This window comes from Streptomyces sp. NPDC056296 (assembly GCF_042268605.1).
Lineage (GTDB): Bacteria > Actinomycetota > Actinomycetes > Streptomycetales > Streptomycetaceae > Streptomyces.
This window is the reverse complement of sequence record NZ_JBHJRX010000058.1, coordinates 1-19,227: the sequence shown is the minus strand read 5'-3', so window position 1 is coordinate 19,227 and position 19,227 is coordinate 1. Positions and strand designations below refer to the sequence as shown.

Sequence of the window (19,227 nt, the reverse complement as noted above, 5' to 3'; positions counted from 1 at the left end):
GCGCTACTGCGGGCCGACCGTCCCGGTACGCACGGGCAGGTCCTGCTCGGCCCAGACGACCTTCCCCTCGGGCGTGCGGCACGAACCCCAGCGCCGGCACAGCATGTTGATGAGCTGGAGACCGCGCCCGCTCTCGTCGCTCACGTCCGCGTGCTGGATCTGCGGCAGGTCGGGCCCGGAGTCGGAGACCTCCACGGACAGTCGTTCGTGTCGCAGGAGCCGCAGCTCACCGGGGGCGTTGCCGTACCGCAGGGCGTTGCCGACCAACTCGCTGACCACCAGCTCCGTGGAGTCGACCAGGTCGTCCAGGCCCCACTTCACCAACTGCTCGCGCACCGCGGTCCGGGCCTGCCCCGCGGCCTTGCCGTCCGGCGGCAGCGTCCGTACGTACACCTCGCCCTCGGGACCGAGCGGCCGGGTGCCGGCGACCAGAACGATCGCGTCGTCGGACCGGTCACCGCCGACCCGCTCGGTGACGGACCGGCACACCGTGCCGTTCTCGGGCACGCCGTCGCCGACCGTCTCCCGCAGCCGCTCCATCTGCGTGCCGAGGTCGGCGGTGCGCGACCTGATCAGACCGTCCGTGTACAGCGTCAGCCGGCCCCGCTCGGGCACCGGGCAGTCGACCGGGTCGTACGGGATCACCCCGGTCCCCAGCGGCGCCCCGGCGGGCACGTCCAGGAACGAGGCGGTGCCGTCGGGACCGGTCAGCAGCGGCGGCGGGTGACCGGCGCTGGCGATGCGGAAGGTGCTGCCGTACGGGTCGTAGACCGCGCACAGACAGGTGGCGACCTGGTCCTCCTCCAGGTCGCGGGCGGCCAGGTCCAGCCGGGCCAGCAGCCGCTCGGGCGCGATGTCGAGCGCCATCAGCGTGCGGGCCACCGTGCGCAGCCGACCCATGGTCGCGGCGGCGGCCAGCCCGCGCCCCATCACGTCGCCCACCATCAACGCCGTACGGCCGCTGGGCAGCGCGACGACGTCGAACCAGTCGCCGCCCACGGCGGCCGGATCGCCGGCCGGGTCATAGCACGAGGACACGTCGAGGCCGGGTGTACTCGGGCTGGACCGGGGGAGCAGGGCCCGCTGCAGCGTGACCACGTGCTCGCGCTCCCGCCCGTAGAGCCGGGCGTTGTCGATGGACACGGCCGCCCTGGACGCCAGTTCCATGGCCAGAGCCACGTCGGCCCGGGTGAACGGTGACCGGCTGCCGGTCCGGATAAAGTCCGCCAGGCCCAGCAGCACCCCGCGCGCGATCAGCGGTACCGCGAGGTAGGAGTGCACGCCCGCGCGTCGCATGAGTTCGGCCGCCCGGCGAGTGGGCGCGACGGCGTGGAAGTCGGACGGCTCCATGCGGGTGACCAGAACCGGCTTCCGGGTGGTCAGGCACGTGCGTACCAGCCGGTCGGCGGTGTACACCGAGACCTGGCCCACCGGGTCCGGCGCGAGATTCAGCCCGGGGATCTCCGCGACCGCCATGGCCCTCAGCTCGGGAGTGCCCGCCTCCCCCTCGAAGCGGTCGCCCTCCTGGAAGCGGAGCACCGACTCCAGCAGGTCCACCGCGCACCCGTCGGCCAGTTCGGGCACGGTGAAGCCGGACAGTTCCTCGGCCGTGCGCCGCAGGTCCAGCGTCGTCCCGACGCGCATGCCGGCCTCGTTCAGCCACGCCAGTCGGCGCCGGGCGCGCACCGCCTCGGTCACCGGCCGCAGGGCCGCCTTCAGCGCTCGATGACCGCCGACGAGGGGCTCAGGAGGCCGACGGACCCCGCGCAGCCACGGTCGTTCCCGCACGCGTCGCCTCCTCCCACGGCCTCCTGCCCCGATTCTGCCCTGCCTCGGGGCGACAGGCGACGGCGGCGCCTCGATCGGTCGGCCCACCGAACGAGGCGGTCGCCGGGTTCACCTCAGACGCGCAGCCACACCGCCGTGTCCCGCGGCAGCCGGCCGTCCGCGTCGAGCGGCCCGCTGCACAGCAGGAGCGTGCTGGGTACGGGCAGCCCCACCGGCGCCGCGGACAGGTTGACGACGCACGTCAGGCCGCTCCCGCGCCGGAACGCGAGGACGCCGTCCGGCGCCGGGAGCCAGTCGAGGGGGCCGTCACCGAACCCGTCGGTGGAGCGCCGCAGACGCAGCGCCTCGCGGTAGAGCGTGAGCATCGACTCCGGGTCGGCGCCCTGGCGGTCCGCCGCGTACGCCGACCAGTCCGCCGGCTGCGGCAGCCAGGGTTCCGTCTCGGCGCCGAAACCGCAGTACGGGGCGTCGGCCGACCACGGCAGCGGTACGCGGCAGCCGTCCCGGCCGGGATCGGTGCCCCCGGAGCGGAAGTGCATCGGGTCCTGGATCCGGTCGAGCGGGACGTCCGCCTCGGGCAGCCCGAGTTCCTCGCCCTGGTACAGGTAGACCGACCCGGGCAGTGCCAGCGTCAGCAGTGCGGCCGCCCGGGCCCGCCTGGTCCCGAGGACGAGGTCGGTCGGGGTGGCGAAGGCCTTCTTGGCGAAGTCGAAGCCGGTGTCCTCACGGCCGTACCGGGTCACGGTGCGGGTCACGTCGTGGTTGCAGAGCACCCAGGTGGCGGGGGCACCGACCGGGGCGTGCTCGGCCAGTGTGTCGTCGATGGTGCGGCGCAGCCGGTCCGCCTCCCAGGGGCAGGCGAGGAAGTTGAAGTTGAAGGCGGTGTGCAGTTCGTCGGGCCGCAGATAGCGGGCGAAGCGCTCCGCGTCGGGCAGCCACACCTCACCCACGAAGACCGCCCCGTACTCGTCGGCGATGGCGCGCCAGGAGCGGTAGACGTCGTGCAGTTCGTCCTGGTCGATGTACGGGTGCGGGTCGACACCCTCCTCGAAGTCCGCGAGCGCGGGGTCCTTCGCGAGCAGGGCGGCGGAGTCGATCCGCACGCCCGCGACGCCCCGTTCGAACCAGAAGCGCAGCACGTCCTCGTGCTCCCGGCGCACCTCGGGGTGGGCCCAGTTGAGGTCGGGCTGTTCCGGGGTGAAGAGGTGGAGGTACCACTCGCCGTCCGGGACCCGGGTCCAGGTACGACCGGAGAACTGGGAGGGCCAGTTGTTGGGCGGGAGTTCGCCGTTCTCCCCGCGCCCGGGGCGGAAGTGGAAGCGCTCCCGCTCCGCGCTGCCCGGGCCCGCGGCCAGCGCCGCCCGGAACCAGGCGTGCTGGTCCGAGACGTGGTTGGGAACGATGTCGACGATGGTGCGGACGCCCAGCTCCCGCGCCTCGGCGATCAGCTTCTCGGCCTCGCCGAGGGAGCCGAAGGCCGGGTCGATCGTGCGGTAGTCGGCGACGTCGTACCCGCCGTCGACGAGTGGCGAGACGTACCAGGGGGTGAACCAGACGGCGTCGACCCCGAGTTCGGCGAGATACGGCAGTCTCGCCCGGACGCCCGCGAGGTCACCGGTGCCGTCGCCGTCGCCGTCGGCGAAACTGCGGGGGTACACCTGGTAGATGACGGCGTCGCGCCACCAGTCTTCGGTGCGGTGCGGGTTGGGGGCTGCCACGTGACGGTCCTTTCGGGCAGGGTGGATCTTCGCCGCCGGCCCGGACAGGGCGGGGCGTCGGACGGGCCGGCGGCGAAGGCTGACGGGGACGAGCCGGTCGGACGGGGCGGGCTGCTCCGGGCTCGGAGGGGAGGCGGGGCCCGGGAGACTCAGCCCTTGAGCCCGCCGGCGGTGAGTCCGCTCATGATGTTGCGCTGGAAGATCAGGAAGATGATCAGGGTCGGCAGCGAGGCCATGGTGAGCGCGGCGATCAGCACGTTGACGGGCACGCCGTTGGACAGGGAGTAGATGCCGACGTTCAGCGTCTGCTTGGCCGGGTCGGGCAGTGTCAGCATGGGCCAGAGGAAGTCCTTCCAGACGCCCACGATGGCGAAGATGGACACCACGCCGAGGATCGGCCGCGAGATGGGCAGCACGATCGACCAGAGGGTGCGCATCGGCGAGGCGCCGTCCATGGACGCGGCGTCGAGCAGTTCCCTCGGGATCGAGTCGAAGAACCGCTTCAGCAGGAAGATGTTGAAGGCGTTGGTCACCGAGGGCAGCCAGATCGCCCACGGCGTGTTCAGCAGGTTGCGTTCGAAGATCGGCACGTCGAGCACCGTCAGGTACTGCGGCACGACCAGCACCGTCGCCGGGATCATCAGCGTCGCCAGCATCATGCCCAGGATGGCCTTGCCGAGGACCGGGCGGAGCTTGGACAGCGAGTACGCCGCCGCCACGTCGAGGACCAGCTGGAAGGCCAGGGCGCCGAACGCGTAGTACAGCGTGTTCCCCAGCAGGCCGGCCAGGTCCATGACGTTCCAGGCCTGCGAGTAGTTGTCGGGCTCGAACGACTCGGGAACCAGCGTCGGCGGCGTCTGTACGACTTCCTGGGTGTCCTTGAACCCGCTGGAGACCATCCAGTACATCGGGCCGAGGAAGACCACCGTGAACAGCGTGACGACGCCGCCGAACGTCACCCAGTAGAGGACCTTGCCGCGGGGCCTGGCGAGCTGGGCCGGCGAGATGAGCGTGCGTGTGGACATCTGTGGTTTCCCCCGGCCTACTCGTCCTCGGCGCGGCTGAGCTTCACGTACGCCGCCGAGAATCCGGCGAGGAGTACGAGGAGCAGCAGGCCGAGGGCCGCCGCGGCGCCGTAGTTGTTGAAGTTGAAGGCGTACTGGTAGATGAGGTAGACGACGGTGGTGGTGGAGCCCTCGGGGCCGGCGCCGCCGGTGAGCAGGAAGGGTTCGACGAAGACCTGCATGGTGGCGATGATCTGCATGAGCAGCATCAGCGAGAGGATCAACCGCGTCTGCGGGATCGTCACGTGCCAGATCTTGCGCAGCAGCCCGGCTCCGTCCAGCTCCGCCGCCTCGTACAGTTCACCGGGTATGCCCTGGAGCGCGGCGAGGTAGATCAGTGCCGCGCCGCCCATGTTCATCCAGGTCGACGCGATGACCACGGAGAGCATGGAGAGGTCGGGATCCTGCAGCCACTGCTGCTCGGGCAGCCCGAAGAAGCCGAACAGCTCGTTGAGCAGGCCGTAACCGGGGTCGTACAGGTACTTGAAGAGCAGCACGGCGGCGACCGGGGGCAGCATCACCGGCAGATAGACCAGCAGCCGCAAGTACCCCTTGCCGTGCCGGAGTTCGTTGATGACGATCGCGACGACGAACGGCACGGCGAAGCCGAAGACCAGGGCCAGCACGGTGAACAGCAGTGTGTTGCGCCACGCCTGCCAGAAGGCCGGGTCGTTGAAGACCGTGCGCAGGTTGTCCAGGCCGACCCAGGAGACCTCGCCCTGGTCGGTCTTCTGGAAGGCGAGGAAGAACTCCCGGACCATGGGGTACCAGGAGAAGAAGGCGAAGCAGAGGACCGCTCCGATCAGGAAGCCGTGTGCGGTGAGATTGCGCTTGAGGCTCCTGCCGAAGGACCCGCCGGGCGGGGGCGGGCCGTCCATCGGCGGCTGGGAGTGGCGGGATCTCGCCGCCTTGCTCGGGGTCAGGCTGGGGGCCGACATCGTCGCTCCTCGGTACTGATCTCATGGGCCCCGGGGGGCGGTGCCGCCCGCCCCCCGAGGGAGCCGGTCACTGCGTGGCCAGAACCTGGTTGACCTGCTGCTCCGCGCTGGAGAGCAGCTTGTCGATGTCGGCGTCCTTGTTGGTGAGGATGCCCGACATCACGTTGTCCAGGACCTTGTAGACCTCCTGCGCCTTCGGCGGCTCGGCCATGCCCGGGACCGGGTTGTCCATGAACGTCTTGAAGTTCTCGACCGGCATGGTGGCGTGCTCGATGCGGGCCGCGTCGTCCTTCTTCTTGGACTCGTTCAGCCAGAAGTTGGGCTGCGGGAGGCCGACGGGCAGCTTGTCGGCCTTCTTGCGGGCCCAGTTGAACTGTCCCTCGCCGACGGTGAGGTTCTGGAAGTTCAGCCAGGCGATCCCGGCCTTGATCTTGTCGGAGGAGATCCCCTTCTTGATCATGTAGCTGTTGCCGCCGGCCAGGGTGTTCTTCTCGCCCGGAATCGGCCCCATGCCGAAGTTCTCGTAGTCGGCACCGAGTTGCTGGACCATGTACGTGATGTCGTCGGGCGCGGCGAGGAACATGCCGAGCTTGTCGGTGGCGATCTGCTTCTGCAGGTCACCCCACTTGAGCAACTGGGTCTTGCCCATGCTCTCGTCCTCCCAGCGCATGGCGTGGAGGTTCTCGGCGACCTGCTTGCCCAGCTCGTCGTTGAACGCCGCCTTCCTGCCGCTCGCGTCGACGACCTCGCCGCCGAGGCTGTACATCTGGGCGGTGAAGTGCCAGCCGCCGGTGTTGCCCGCGCTGTACTCGCCGAAGCCGGCGATGCCGTCGCCCAGGTCGGCGATCTTCTTGGCGGCGGTGCGGACCTCCTCCCAGGTACGCGGCGGGGCGTCCGGGTCGAGTCCGGCCTTCTCGAAGAGCCTGCGGTTGATCAGCAGGCCCATCGTGTAGTTGCTCGTGGGCAGGCCGTAGAGCTTGTTCTCGTGCTTGAGCGAACCGAGGACGTTCGGGTCGATGTCCTTCAGGAGCGGCACCGTCTTGTCGTTGACGTACGCGGTGATGTCCTCGGCGCCGTCGTTGTCCAGCACCTGGGGCAGGTCCGTGAAGTACGTGAAGAAGACGTCGGGCTGCGACTTGGCCTTGAGCATCGCCGTGAAGCGCGGCGGCTCCAGGCACTGGCCCGGGGTGGAGCGGCCCTCGATGGTGACGTTGGGGTACGTCTTGTTGAACTCCTTGACGTCCTCCTTCCACTCCTTCAGCTCGGCCGCCTTCGCCGCCGGGGGCATGCAGTCGATGGTGATCGTCACCTTGGTCTTCGGGTCCAGCGGAGCAGCCGGGTCGGAGGACCCGCTGCCGCCTTCGGAACCGCCGCCTTCGCCACTGCTGCTCGTGCCGCAGGCGGCCAGAGCGGTCAGGGTGAGGGCGGAGACGAGCGTGATGGCGCCGGCACGGCGAGTACGGCGGAACCGAGCACTTCTCATGGGTGGTCCCCTTCGGGCATGAACGTGGAAGGCGCCCCACCGCCGATGCGTTGTGGGGCGCCGCTCACTCAACCACCGCGAACAAGTGAACGCAATATCTCGCGCTGATTTCGTAATTGCTCGACAGCCTGCCGAAGATGTTGAGGTGCGGTTACTTGGCGGATGCCTGTGCGGTGGAGCCGCGGACGACGAGTTCGGGCTCGAAGAGCAGCTCCCGGTGGGGGACTTCGGTGCCCTGGATCTGTGCGCAGAGGAGGTCGACGGCGGCGCGTCCCATGGCTTCGATGGGCTGGCGGACGGTGGTGAGCGGGGGTTCGGTGCAGGTCATGAAGGCGGAGTCGTCGTAGCCGACGACGGAGATGTCGTGGGGGACGTGGAGTCCGCGTCGGCGGGCGGCGCGGACGGCGCCGAGGGCGAGGGGGTCGCTGGCGCAGATGATGCCGGTGACTCCGCGTTCCAGCAGGCGTGAGGCGGCTGCCTGGCCGCCTTCCAGGGAGAACATGGCCCGCTCGACGAACTCCTCGGGAAGCTCCGTGTGCATGGCCTCGGCCGCTTGCCGGGCGGCGGCCAGCTTCCTGCGGGAGGGGATGTGGTCGGAGGGGCCGAGCACCAGACCGATGCGCTCGTGACCGAGGGACGCGAGGTGCCGCCAGGACTGCTCGACGGCCACGGCGTCGTCGCACGCGATGCAGGGAAAGTCGAGGTCCGCGATGGAGGCGTTGATCAGCACGACGGGGATGTTGCGCTCGGCGAGCAGACGGTAGTGGTCGTGCGGGGCGTCGGCCTGGGCGAACAACCCACCGCCGGCGAACACCACGCCCGACACCTGCTGCTGCAACAGCAGCTCGACGTAGTCGGCCTCGGAGACGCCGCCCTTGGTCTGGGTGCACAGCACCGGCGTCAGCCCCTGCTGGGCCAGGGCACCGCCGATGACCTCGGCGAACGCCGGAAAGATCGGGTTCTGCAACTCCGGCAGCACCAGCCCCACCAGCCGCGCGCGCTCACCCCGCAACTGCGTCGGCCGCTCGTACCCGAGAACATCCAACGCACTCAGCACCGACTGCCGGGTCGCCTCCGAGACCCCCGGTTTGTCGTTGAGCACCCGGCTGACCGTGGCCTCGCTGACCCCAACCTTCTTCGCTACTTGAGCAAGTCGTCGCGTCACACACGCAAGACTAGCGCAAGCCTCCGCAAGAGGCTTGCGCCAGCCTTCGATCCGTCCGACACGTCAGTCGCCGTGTCGGCGTCGACCTACGGGTTTCTGATGATCTTGAAGGTGGACGTCGTGTTGCGTACGTCCACGGCGTTGTCGCTGAGCTTCAGCCCGTTGAAGACGACCTCACCGACCGCCGGACCCTGCCCCGCCTCGGGCATCTCATTGGCCCAGAGACCGAAACCGGACTTGGCGTCGAACGCGTCACCGCTCTTGCGCGCGCCCGAGATGGTGACGTCGGTGAAGACCGTGTCCTTGATCGGGAACTGCGGCTGACCTCCCACGTAGTTCGTCTGGAACATGATGCCGCTGTACGTCGGGTCGACGATGTCGACGTTGTTGACCCGGATGCCCTGGAACACCTTGGACGCCGAGAACACCCAGATGCCCGGGAAGGTCTGCCCTCCCCAGAAGTGGCCGCCGGCCCGGACGATCGAGATGTTCTCGAAGGTCGTCGGATCGGTGCCGAAGCCGTTCATCGGGTAACCGAAGTCCAGCGAGCTGATGGTGATGCCCGAGTAGACCAGGGTGTCCGCGATGTGGATGTTGCGGAAGGTGTTGTTGTAGCCGCCGTAGACGGCGAGACCCGCGGCGCGCCAGGTCAGCGTCGTCGTGAGGTTCTCGTACAGGTTGTTCTTCATGTCCGCGCCGCCCGCGTCGATCGCGGAGAACAGCGCGAAGCTGTCGTCACCGGTCGCCCTGGCGTCGTTGTTGGACACGAGGTTGTCGGTCGAGCCGTTGGTCATGTTGACGCCGTCGGCGAACATGTTGCGGATCCGGGAGTTCTTGATCGTGACCCGGTCCGTGTTGGCGCCCCAGTAGAGGCACACCATGTGCTCGTTCCAGATGTTGTCGATCACGATGTCCGACACGTTGGAGAAGTCGAACACCTTGCCCGGCCCGTCGATGCGGCTGGTGTAGTTGCCGAAGTAGGCGAAGTTCGCGAACGACGAGCCCTTCGCCGTGGCGTCGGCCCGGAAGCCGACGTCGGTGTTGTCCTGCGTCGTGGGCGCGTGGAACTGGGTGAACCACGGACCGGCGCCCACCACCTTGACCGCCTTGCCGTACACCTGGAACTTGCTCGACGTCTGGTAGTCGCCGGGCGGCAGGTACACACCGACGAGCTTGCCGGAGCCGTCCATGCGCACCCGGTCGAGCGCGTTCTGCACGTCCTGGTGCGTGAACCCGGTGGGCACCGCGTACGCCGCCGGGTCCGGGTTGCCCACCGGGGCGACCTGTTCCAGGTTGACGAAGTCGATCGCGTAGTCGGTGGTGTTCGCGGCGTCCTTCTGGAGCCGGATCCTGCTGCCCGCCGGCACGGTCTCGCCCAGCATGATGTGGGCCTCGTCGTAGATGTGACGCGGCGCGCCCGCGCCGGGGGAGTTGCCGGGCGCCGCCTCGTTGCCGTACAGCCAGGCGTACTTCGAGGTGAGCGGGAGCGCCTTCTTCATGACGCCGTCGACGTACACGTTGATCGTCGAGTTGATCCCGCCGCCGCCCGGCGCGTCCGGGATCGAGAAGCGGGTCACCAGGGTGTTGGTCTCCGCCTTCGTGGTGAACTCCACGTACTCACCGGTCGCGTCGAGGTGCACGGCCTTGCGGCCGGACGCCTCGCCCGCGATGTCGCCGATGGTCCGGTTGGGCCCGACCACCTTGGCGCCGCCGCCGACCGTGCCGTCCTCCGCCTCGTACATGTCGTACGGCATGTTGGCGCCGCGCCCGACGAACAGCGGCTGCGTGGAGGTGTTGTTCTCCCGCTTGACCGGCAACTCGTTCGCGTCGTCGGCGACCGTGACCCTCAGGGTGTACGAGCCGTTGGCCGCCTTCCAGGTGCCGAGGCTCACGGCGGGGGCCGTGGTGCCGGCGGCGATGACACCGGAGTGCGCGCCGGTCAGCGTCTTGACCGTGGTGCCCTTGGAGTCGACCAGGGCGAGCGTCACCGCGTGGCTGCCTCCCGCCGAGTCCTGGGTGCCCTGGTTCCTCAGCGCGACCTTGAAGGCCACGTCGTCACCGGCGGCCGGGCTGGACGGCGAGGTGGTGACCGTCGCGGCGACCAGGTCGGAGCTCTGGACCGGCTTGACCACCAGCGGTTCGGGCCGCGTGTAGGTGTTGTTGGTCTCGTTCTGCTCGGTGATCTCGTTCGCCTCGTCGGCGACCGCGCTCAGTTCGTAGGAGCCGGCCTCGCGTGCCCCGATGGACGCGCTGACCGTGCTCTGCGCGCCTGCCTCCAGGGCGCCGACCTCGGCGGTGGCGACCTCGGTGTCGCCCAGCCGCAGGGCGACCGTGCCGGCCGGGGCGTTCGCCGGGCCGCTGTTGCGGACGGTGGCGGACACCGTGATCTCGTCCGACTCGACGGGCGAGGCGGGCGAGGTGGTCAGCTTCGTCACCTCCAGATCCGGGTTGGGCGCGGGAGCGCCGATGACCTGGAACTCGGCGATCTGCCCGGCCGTCGCCCCGGTGTTGGACGTGAACCTGAGCTGGACGTCGGCGATCCGGTCGTCGACGGGGATGGTCACGCTGTTGCCGCCGCTCGCCGGGTCGAAGACATAGTCCTTCGCGGCCACCAGAGTGGTGAAGCCGGACGCGTCCTGCTCCCGTCCGAGCACCTGGATGTTCTGGGTGCGCTTGGACCAGCTGTTGTCCGGGTTGAGCTTGAGGACGACGCTGTCGACGTCCGCGTTGGCGCCCAGCTTGAGGGTGAGCGTGTTCGGGTAGCTGCCCGCCGCCCCCTCCCAGTAGGTCGACGTGCTGTTGTCGTTGGCGTTCTGGGCGACGTAGGTGTGGATGAAGGACGAGGCGCTGATCGGCTTGCCGACGGCCAGGTTCGACGCTCCTCCGCTGCCGGTGCGGGTGACCGAGTTGCTGTTGCCCGACTGGTTGCCGGCCGCGTCCTTCGCCCGTACGTGGTAGGTCACGTTCGCGGACGCCGGCTGGGTGTCGGTGTAGGTGGTCACATCACCGGCGACGCTCTTGCGGAGCTTGTTGTCGGCGTAGACGTCGTAGCCGGTGACGCCCTTGTCGTCCGTCGAGGCGTCCCAGGTCAGCTTGATCTGACCGGCGGCCGGCTCGGTGAGGGCGAGGTTCGCGGGCGCGGTGGGCGCCTGGGTGTCACCGGTGTCGGCGCGGCGGGTGACCGAGTTGCTGTTGCCCGACTGGTTGCCGGCCGCGTCCTTGGCACGCACGTGGTAGGTGACCGTCGCGTCCGCCGGACGGGTGTCGGTGTAGGTGGTGACGTCGCCCGCGACCGTGGTCAGCAGGTCGCCGCCCGCGTAGATGTCGTAGCCGGTGACGGCCGTGTCGTCCGTGGCCTCGTTCCAGGTCAGTCTGATCTGACCGGTCGCCGGCTCGGTGAAGGAGAGGTTCGCGGGCGCGGTCGGGGCCTGTGTGTCGCCGGTCGCCGGGCCGTAGACCTCCAGCTCGGAGACCTGGGCGGCCGGCTGACCGGTGTTGGCCGTCACCAGGACGCGCACGTACCGCGTGGTCGTCGCGTCGAAGGTGATCGTGGCCGACTGGCCGCCCGCCGCGTCGAAGGCGTACGCCTTGGAGGCGGTCAGGTCGGTGAAGTCCGAGCCGTTGTCACTGCTCTGGATCTTCAGGGTCTGGCTGCGGGCCGGCCAGCCGTCCGGCAGGCGCAGCACGACGCGGTCGATCCGCCGGGACGAGCCGAGGTCGGCCTGGAGCCACTGGGGCAGGTCGTTGTTGGAACTCTCCCAGTAGGTGGCCTTGTTGCCGTCGTTTCCGTTCCCGGGCGTGTACGCCCCCGTGGAGCTGCTTGCCGTCAGCCGGCGGCCGGCGGCGAGGTTCGTGGACGCCTCCCCGGCCGCGTGCACTTCGAGCTCGGAGAGCTGGGCCGCCTGCCACCCGGTGTTCGCCGTGACATCGATCCGCACGAACCGCGTCCGAGTGGCGGGGAAGCTCACGGTGACCGTGTTGCCCGACCCCGGGCTGAAGGCGTAGGTGGCGGAACTCTTCAGTGTGCTGAAGCTCGTGCCGTCGGCGCTGCCCTGTACCGAGAGCGTCTGGTCGCGTCGCTCCCAGCCGGCGGGCAGTCTCAGGACGACCTCGTCGATCCGCTCGGTGGCACCGAGGTCGGTCTGCACCCACTGGGGCAGGCTGCCGCCGCCGCTCTGCCAGTACGAACCCTGGTTGCCGTCGGTGATGTTGGCGGCGCCGTACTCGCCGTGCGAGCTGCTCGCCGCCGTGGCGTCTCCCACGGCGATGTTGGGGCCACCCGCTGCCGTGGCCGACAGCAGCGGTCCTCCCAACGCCAGGAGACTGGTCGCGACCACGGTGCACAGGGCACGTGATCTCCAGTTCCGGTTTCTCATCTGTTCTGTCCCCGATCTCCGCCTCGCGCCGCATGGCCACGAGGCACGGCTCAGTCGGATGCGCTCATCAGGTAGACACTCAATGTTCTCCGTCATTTACGTTGAGCGCTCAGAGAGTTGCAGAGAACTGTCGAGTCGTCCACAGGAAAGGCAGGGCGATCTCAGCGCCGTGCGCAGCGGAGTGTTCTCTGTGATGACCGGGAGATCCCCGGTTGATGCCCCGGATCAGGGGCTTTCACGGGCTACGTCGGGTAGCCGCAAGCCACTGCCATTTCCCGCAAGATGCTTGCGGCCAGGGAGCCGGGGTGGGCGTCGTCCTGCTACTTGGCGGATGCCTGTGCGGTGGAGCCGCGGACGACGAGTTCGGGTTCGAAGAGCAGCTCGCCGTGGGGGACTTCGGTGCCCTGGATCTGTGCGCAGAGGAGGTCGACGGCGGCGCGTCCCATGGCCTCGATGGGCTGGCGGACGGTGGTGAGCGGGGGTTCGGTGCAGGTCATGAAGGCGGAGTCGTCGTAGCCGACGACGGAGATGTCGTGGGGGACGTGGAGTCCGCGTCGGCGGGCGGCGCGGACGGCGCCGAGGGCGAGGGGGTCGCTGGCGCAGATGATGCCGGTGACTCCGCGTTCCAGCAGGCGTGAGGCGGCTGCCTGGCCGCCTTCCAGGGAGAACATGGCCCGCTCGACGAACTCCTCGGGAAGTTCCGTGTGCATGGCCTCGGCCGCTTGCCGGGCGGCGGCCAGCTTCCTGCGGGAGGGGATGTGGTCGGAGGGGCCGAGCACCAGGCCGATGCGCTCGTGACCGAGGGACGCGAGGTGTCGCCAGGACTGCTCGACGGCCACGGCGTCGTCGCACGCGATGCACGGGAAGTGGAGGTTCTCGATGGAGGCGTTGATCAGCACCACCGGGATGTTGCGTTCCGCGAGCAGCCGGTAATGGTCGTGCGGGGCGTCGGCCTGGGCGAACAACCCGCCCGCGAAGACGACACCCGACACCTGCTGCTGCAGCAGCAGCTCGACGTAGTCGGCCTCGGAGACGCCGCCCTTGGTCTGGGTGCACAGCACCGGCGTCAGCCCCTGCTGGGCCAGGGCACCGCCGATGACCTCGGCGAAGGCGGGGAAGATCGGGTTCTGCAACTCCGGCAGCACCAGCCCCACCAGCCGCGCGCGCTCACCCCGCAACTGCGTCGGCCGCTCGTACCCGAGAACATCCAACGCACTCAGCACCGACTGCCGGGTCGCCTCGGAAACACCGGGCTTGCCATTGAGCACCCGGCTGACCGTGGCCTCGCTGACCCCAACCTTCTTGGCCACCTGGGCAAGTCGTCGCGTCACATCCGCAAGGCTAACGCAAGCTCCGTAAGCGGCTTGCTCTCCAGACGCATTGGGATGTTTGCTCCGACTGTGCAGCGTATGCCCCTTTCAGTCCACCCTGACCCGGGCGACGACCGGAAGGTGATCGCTTCCGGTGGCGGGGAGGGTGCGGATGTGGCCGACGGTCGCGGAGCGGGCCATGACCTGGTCGATCCGGGCCACCGGGAAGGTGGCGGGGAAGCTGAGCGCGAGGCCCCGCTCGGCCACGTTCAGGTGCGTCGTCAGCGGATCCAGCGCGCGGTCGTCGACCGTGCCGTTGAGGTCGCCCAGCAGGACGATCCGGCTCAGTCGCTCGGCCGCGACGGCGTCGCCCAGCAGGCCGGCGCTCTCGTCCCGCCAGGACGACGCGAGGCCGCTCGCCCGGACGCGGACCGAGGGCAGGTGCGCGACGTACACGGCGATCTCACCGTGCGGCGTGTGCACCGAGGACCGCAGTCCGCGGTTCCACTCCTCCGTGATGCCCCGGGGCTTGATGTCGAGCGGCCGGGCACCGGTGAGCGGATGCCTCGACCAGAGTCCGACCGTGCCCTGAACCGTCCGGTACGGGTACTCCGCGGCGAGAGTCTTCTCGTACACGTCCAGTGCCGGCGGCACCAGCTCCTGGAGCGCGATGAGGTCGGGCCCGGCATCGGCCAGTGCACGGGCCGTGCCCGCGGGGTCGGTGTTCTCGTCGCTGACGTTGTGCTGCACCACGACCAGGTCGGCGGCGCCGGGCTCCGGCGCGGGCAGGAGCAGTCCGCCGAAGAGGTACGTCCAGGCAGCCAGCGGCAGGAGCAGCGCCACCAGCGCGACGGCCGAGCGGCGCAGCAGCGCGAGGAGGAGCAGCACCACGATCACCAGGCCGAGCCACGGCAGGAACGATTCCAGCAGACTGCCCAGCCCGCCCACCGCATTGGGGACCACCCCGTGGAGCACCAGCAGGGCGGCCGTCAGCACCGCCGCCCCGGCGAGCACTCGCCCCCGCGCCCACACCGACCTGCCCCGCGTTTCCGTTCGTTCGACCATCGTTCCCGTCCACTCGTCCTTGCTCGTCAGGACGCCGCACCAGGTGGATCGGGTTCCGGTGCGGGGAGGCGCGAACGTTCCCGTGCTGCAAGAAGAACCGGAAAGTTGCAGAAATGACGCCACGTCACGTCCCGGCAGTCGGCCTCGTTCAAAGCCTTGACCGGTACAGAACAGTGCCCTTACGGTCACGACCGCAACACCTTGCAGTCATCTTGCAGAAATGTATTGCAAGGGTGCGCCGACTCCCCAGTCAGCCATCGATCGGCATCCAGGACACCCGCATCCTCACACGGGAGACTCCATGCACAGGAGCATCAGCAGAGCGCGAAGAAACACCGCCGCAGCACTTGCACTCACCGCCGGCGTGGCCGGCAGCCTCCTCACCACCGCGGTACCGGCGCAGGCTTCCCCGCCCGGCGACAAGGACGTCACCGCGGTGATGTTCGAATGGAAGTTCAGTTCGGTCGCCAAGGCGTGCACCGACACCCTCGGCCCGGCCGGCTACGGCTTCGTCCAGGTCTCCCCGCCTCAGGAGCACATCCAGGGCGGGCAGTGGTGGACCTCCTACCAGCCGGTCAGCTACAAGATCGCGGGCCGCCTCGGTGACCGCGGACAGTTCAAGAGCATGGTCGACACGTGTCACGCGGCGGGTGTGAAGGTCGTCGCCGACTCGGTCATCAACCATATGTCGGCCGGGAACGGCACCGGAACCGGCGGCTCGTCGTACACCAAGTACAACTATCCGGGCATCTACTCGGCGCCCGACTTCGACAACTGCACCTCGCAGATCAACGACTACCGCAACCGCTTCAACGTCCAGGAGTGCGAGCTGGTCGGGCTCGCGGACCTGGACACCGGCGAGGACTACGTCCGGGGCAGGATCGCCGGCTACCTCAACGACCTGCTGTCACTCGGCGTCGACGGCTTCCGGATCGACGCGGCCAAGCACATGGCCGCCGGAGACCTGGCCGACATCAAGTCCCGCCTCAGCAACCCGAACGTGTACTGGAAGCACGAGGCCATCCACGGTGCCGGCGAGGCCGTCTCCCCGACCGAGTACCTCGGCAGCGGCGACGTCCAGGAATTCCGCTACGGACGCGACCTCAAGCGCGTCTTCAACGGCGAGAACCTCGCGTACCTGAAGAACTTCGGCGAAGCCTGGGGCCACATGCCCTCGGACAAGTCCAACGTCTTCGTCGCCAACCACGACACCGAACGCAACGGCGAGACCCTCAGCTACAAGGACGGCGCCAACTACACCCTGGCCAACGTCTTCATGCTGGCCTGGCCGTACGGCAACCCCGACGTCCACTCCGGCTACGAGTTCTCCGACCGCGACGCGGGCCCGCCGAGCGGCGGCCAGGTGAACGCCTGCTACAGCGACGGCTGGAAGTGCCAGCACGCCTGGCGCGAGATCTCCTCCATGGTCGGCTTCCGCAACGCCGCCCGCGGCCAGTCGGTGACCGACTGGTGGGACAACGGCGGCGACCGGATCGCCTTCGGGCGCGGCTCCAAGGCGTACGTCGCCATCAACCACGAGGGCTCCTCGCTGACCCGTACGTTCCAGACGTCGCTGCCCGCCGGCGACTACTGCGACGTTCAGTCCGGCAAGGGTGTCACCGTCGACGGATCCGGCCGGTTCACCGCCACCCTCGGCGCCCACACGGCCGCGGCCCTGCACGTCAACGCCCGGAACTGCGACGGTGGCACCGCTCCCGACCCCGACCCGGTGACCTCCGGCGTGTCCTTCGCCGTCAACGCCTCCACCAACCCGGGCCAGAACATCTACGTGACCGGCAACAGGCCGGAACTGGGCAACTGGAACCCGGGCAGCGCCCTCAAGCTCGACCCGGCCGCCTATCCGGTGTGGAAACTGGACGTGGAGCTCCCCGAGGGCACGTCCTTCGAGTACAAGTACATCCGCAAGGACGAGGCAGGGAACGTGACCTGGGAAAGCGGCGCCAACCGCACCGCGACCGTCACCTCCACCAAAACCACACTCAACGACACCTGGCGCGGCTGACCCCGCCTGCCTCCTGTGGCCGTCCCCGCCTCTGTCGACGGGGACGGCCACAGCCGCCTGTGCCTTCCCCGTGGAGAGCGGGCGTGGGACAGGCGCTAAGCTGCAAGCGCCTCGCGGGGGAAGTCCGGTCGAAGTCCGGCGCTGACCCGCAACGGTAGGCGGAGCCCTCGAACAGGGTGGTTCCGTAAGCCCGATTACCCGCGGTGGTGAAGCTCCTGTCAATCGCCGTGGACTGCGAGAGGTGCTGCGCACGGCGCCCAGCGCCCGGGCCCGCTCCTTCGAACACGCAGGTGCACGGCCCGAGGCGAAAGCGATCCGCCTGTGGCCACGCTCCGCGACCGTAAACCCGTCGTACCGCACCAACGTACGAGCGGCGGACCCCCACCACCTCAGCGTGTCTCGCTGCCCCTGCTCGTGACGGCCCTGTGCGTCGCGCTCCCCGTCTCCCTGGCCTGCGGGGCGGGCATCGGGGCGTCGGGGCTCTCGTGGAGCGAGGCGCTGCACTACCTCTGGGCGGGGCTGACCGGCGGGGCCATCGCACCGGACGAGGTCTCCTCCTACACCATCGTGTGGGAACTCCGCTTCCCCCGCGCCGTGCTCGCGGCCGTCGTCGGTGCCGGTCTGGCATCCGTCGGCGTCGCCGTACAGGCCATGGTCCGCAACGCGCTCGCGGACCCGTTCGTACTCGGCATCTCCTCCGGCGCCGCCGTCGGAGCCAACGCCGTGCTCATCTTCGGCGCCTTCGGCGCTCTCGGTATCTGGGCGCTGTCCACGGCGGCGTTCGTCTCCGCGCTCGCCGCCATGACGCTGGTGTACGCGATCGCCCGGACCCCGAGGGGGCTGACGCCGCTCCGGCTGGTGCTGACCGGTACCGCGTTGTACTACGGGTTCTCGGCCGTGACCACGTTCATGGTGTTCGCCGCCGAACACGGTGAAGCGGCCCGGTCCGCGGTGATGTGGCTGCTCGGCAGTCTGGGCGGCGCGAGCTGGTCCTCCGTACCGATCGCCGCGGGCGCGGTACTCGGCGGCCTCGTCCACCTCGGCTGGTCGGCCCGGCGCCTGAACGCCCTCGCCATGGGCGACGAGACCGCTGCCGCGCTGGGCGTGGACCCCGGGCGGCTGCGCAAGGAACTGTTCCTCACCGCAGCCGCCGTCACCGGGGCCGTGGTCGCGGTCAGCGGGGCGATCGGCTTCGTGGGCCTGATGGTTCCGCACGCCGCCCGGATGCTGGTCGGGGCGGACCACCGCAGGCTGCTGGCCGTGGCCCCGCTGGCCGGCGCCGTGCTGCTGATCTGGGTGGACATCCTGTCGCGCGTGGTGCTCGCCCCGGCCGAGCTGCCGCTGGGCGTACTGACCGCCGCCATCGGCGTGCCCTGCTTCGTCCTGCTCATGCGCCGCCGCACCTACACCTTCGGAGGCGTGTGATGCAGATCGACATCGACACCGTCACAGTGGAGATCTCCGGGGCGCGCGTGCTGGAGGACGTCTCACTGCGGGCGGGCAGTGGACAGGTCGTGGGGCTCGTCGGGCCCAACGGCAGCGGCAAGTCGACCCTGTTGCGATGCGTCTACCGGGCCCTGCGTCCCACGGCGGGTGCGGTACGTCTCGGCGGTGACGACCTGGTGGCCATGAGCGCGCGCGAAAGCGCGCGCCGGCTCGCCGCCCTTCCGCAGGAAGTGGTCGCGGAGTTCGACTTCACGGTGGCCGAGGTCGTGGCCATGGGCAGACTGCCGCACCAGGGGGCGGTGGCCCGCGAGACCGACGAGGACCGGCGGACGTGTGCCGCCGCACTGGACGGAGTCGGCGCCGGCCATCTGGCCCACCGCGGCTTCCTCACGCTCTCCGGCGGTGAGAAGCAACGGGTCCTGATCGCCCGCGCCCTCGCTCAGCAGCCGCAGGTACTGGTGCTGGACGAGCCCACCAATCACCTCGACATCGCGCAGCAGTTGGAGGTGCTCTCCCTGGTGCGGGACAGCGGGCTGACCGTGCTCACGGCACTGCACGACCTCAACCTGGCCGCCCTCCACTGCGATCTTCTCCACGTCGTCGAGGGCGGGCGGATCGTCGCTTCCGGCGCCCCTCACGACGTTCTCACGCCCGACCTGCTGGCCGACGTCTTCGGAGTCCGGGCGCACCGGGTGCCCCACCCGGAGACAGGCGCGGTTCAACTGCTCTTCGACCGCCTCCCCTCTCAGTAGTCCGCCTAGGTGTGCTGTCCCGGGACGTTGGTGACACGCGTGCTGGGTGCTTGAACAGGTGAGGGCCTTCTGGGTTCGGTGTGGATTGCGACATCTACC

At 69.4% G+C, this 19,227-nt stretch carries 12 protein-coding genes and 1 riboswitch; of the genes, 3 read left to right on the top strand and 9 right to left on the bottom strand.

What is annotated here, in order from left to right; genetic code table 11:
- Positions 1-3: 3 nt before the first annotated feature.
- From ACFCZF_RS32810 to ACFCZF_RS32770, 9 genes are all read right to left on the bottom strand, one after another.
- The gene (locus tag ACFCZF_RS32810; RefSeq protein WP_376674731.1) at positions 4-1,788 is read right to left on the bottom strand and encodes a SpoIIE family protein phosphatase; all 1,785 of its coding nucleotides are present in this window, start codon (positions 1,786-1,788) and stop codon (positions 4-6) included.
- A 113-nt stretch (positions 1,789-1,901) separates the two neighbouring features.
- Positions 1,902-3,506, bottom strand: coding sequence for a glycoside hydrolase family 13 protein (locus ACFCZF_RS32805; protein ID WP_376674730.1), 1,605 nt, complete (start codon positions 3,504-3,506; stop codon positions 1,902-1,904).
- A 149-nt stretch (positions 3,507-3,655) separates the two neighbouring features.
- The gene (locus ACFCZF_RS32800) at positions 3,656-4,531 is read right to left on the bottom strand and encodes a carbohydrate ABC transporter permease (protein ID WP_121745710.1); all 876 of its coding nucleotides are present in this window, start codon (positions 4,529-4,531) and stop codon (positions 3,656-3,658) included.
- 17 nt (positions 4,532-4,548) lie between these two features.
- A complete protein-coding gene (locus ACFCZF_RS32795) occupies positions 4,549-5,508 on the bottom strand; it encodes a carbohydrate ABC transporter permease (RefSeq protein WP_376674729.1) in 960 nt (319 codons plus the stop codon).
- A gap of 67 nt (positions 5,509-5,575) precedes the next feature.
- Positions 5,576-6,991: an ABC transporter substrate-binding protein gene (locus ACFCZF_RS32790; protein ID WP_376674728.1), complete on the bottom strand. Its 1,416-nt coding sequence runs from the start codon at positions 6,989-6,991 to the stop codon at positions 5,576-5,578.
- Between the two features lie 151 nt (positions 6,992-7,142).
- Entirely contained in the window at positions 7,143-8,156 is a 1,014-nt protein-coding gene (locus ACFCZF_RS32785; protein ID WP_375911491.1) for a LacI family DNA-binding transcriptional regulator, read from the bottom strand.
- Between the two features lie 86 nt (positions 8,157-8,242).
- Positions 8,243-12,532 carry a discoidin domain-containing protein gene (locus ACFCZF_RS32780; RefSeq protein ID WP_376674727.1) on the bottom strand — a complete coding sequence of 1,430 codons (4,290 nt, stop codon included), beginning with the start codon at positions 12,530-12,532 and terminating at the stop codon, positions 8,243-8,245.
- Positions 12,533-12,852: 320 nt separating this feature from the next.
- Complete coding sequence (locus tag ACFCZF_RS32775; protein ID WP_376674726.1) at positions 12,853-13,863, bottom strand: LacI family DNA-binding transcriptional regulator; 1,011 nt, start codon at positions 13,861-13,863, stop codon at positions 12,853-12,855.
- An 87-nt stretch (positions 13,864-13,950) separates the two neighbouring features.
- On the bottom strand, positions 13,951-14,907 hold the full coding sequence (locus tag ACFCZF_RS32770; RefSeq protein ID WP_376674725.1) for an endonuclease/exonuclease/phosphatase family protein: 957 nt from the start codon (positions 14,905-14,907) through the stop codon (positions 13,951-13,953).
- Positions 14,908-15,208: 301 nt separating this feature from the next.
- Here ACFCZF_RS32770 and ACFCZF_RS32765 point away from each other — a divergent pair, with 301 nt between their 5' ends.
- From ACFCZF_RS32765 to ACFCZF_RS32755, 3 genes are all read left to right on the top strand, one after another.
- Positions 15,209-16,930: a carbohydrate-binding module family 20 domain-containing protein gene (locus ACFCZF_RS32765; RefSeq protein WP_376674724.1), complete on the top strand. Its 1,722-nt coding sequence runs from the start codon at positions 15,209-15,211 to the stop codon at positions 16,928-16,930.
- A gap of 84 nt (positions 16,931-17,014) precedes the next feature.
- A riboswitch (cobalamin riboswitch) is annotated at positions 17,015-17,150 on the top strand.
- 101 nt (positions 17,151-17,251) lie between these two features.
- Positions 17,252-18,355, top strand: a complete 1,104-nt coding sequence (locus ACFCZF_RS32760) for a FecCD family ABC transporter permease (protein ID WP_375911506.1) — start codon at positions 17,252-17,254, stop codon at positions 18,353-18,355.
- Positions 18,355-19,128: an ABC transporter ATP-binding protein gene (locus ACFCZF_RS32755; protein WP_375911509.1), complete on the top strand. Its 774-nt coding sequence runs from the start codon at positions 18,355-18,357 to the stop codon at positions 19,126-19,128. The genes ACFCZF_RS32760 and ACFCZF_RS32755 overlap by 1 nt, the downstream gene beginning before the upstream one ends.
- Positions 19,129-19,227 lie beyond the last annotated feature (99 nt).

Coding starts and splice junctions, on each gene's coding strand:
- ACFCZF_RS32800 (WP_121745710.1), bottom strand. CDS start 4,531: ATGTCCACACGCACGCTCATCTCGCCGGCCCAGCTCGCCAGGCCCCGC.
- ACFCZF_RS32795 (WP_376674729.1), bottom strand. CDS start 5,508: ATGTCGGCCCCCAGCCTGACCCCGAGCAAGGCGGCGAGATCCCGCCAC.
- ACFCZF_RS32790 (WP_376674728.1), bottom strand. CDS start 6,991: ATGAGAAGTGCTCGGTTCCGCCGTACTCGCCGTGCCGGCGCCATCACG.
- ACFCZF_RS32780 (WP_376674727.1), bottom strand. CDS start 12,532: ATGAGAAACCGGAACTGGAGATCACGTGCCCTGTGCACCGTGGTCGCG.
- ACFCZF_RS32770 (WP_376674725.1), bottom strand. CDS start 14,907: ATGGTCGAACGAACGGAAACGCGGGGCAGGTCGGTGTGGGCGCGGGGG.
- ACFCZF_RS32765 (WP_376674724.1), top strand. CDS start 15,209: ATGCACAGGAGCATCAGCAGAGCGCGAAGAAACACCGCCGCAGCACTT.
- ACFCZF_RS32755 (WP_375911509.1), top strand. CDS start 18,355: ATGCAGATCGACATCGACACCGTCACAGTGGAGATCTCCGGGGCGCGC.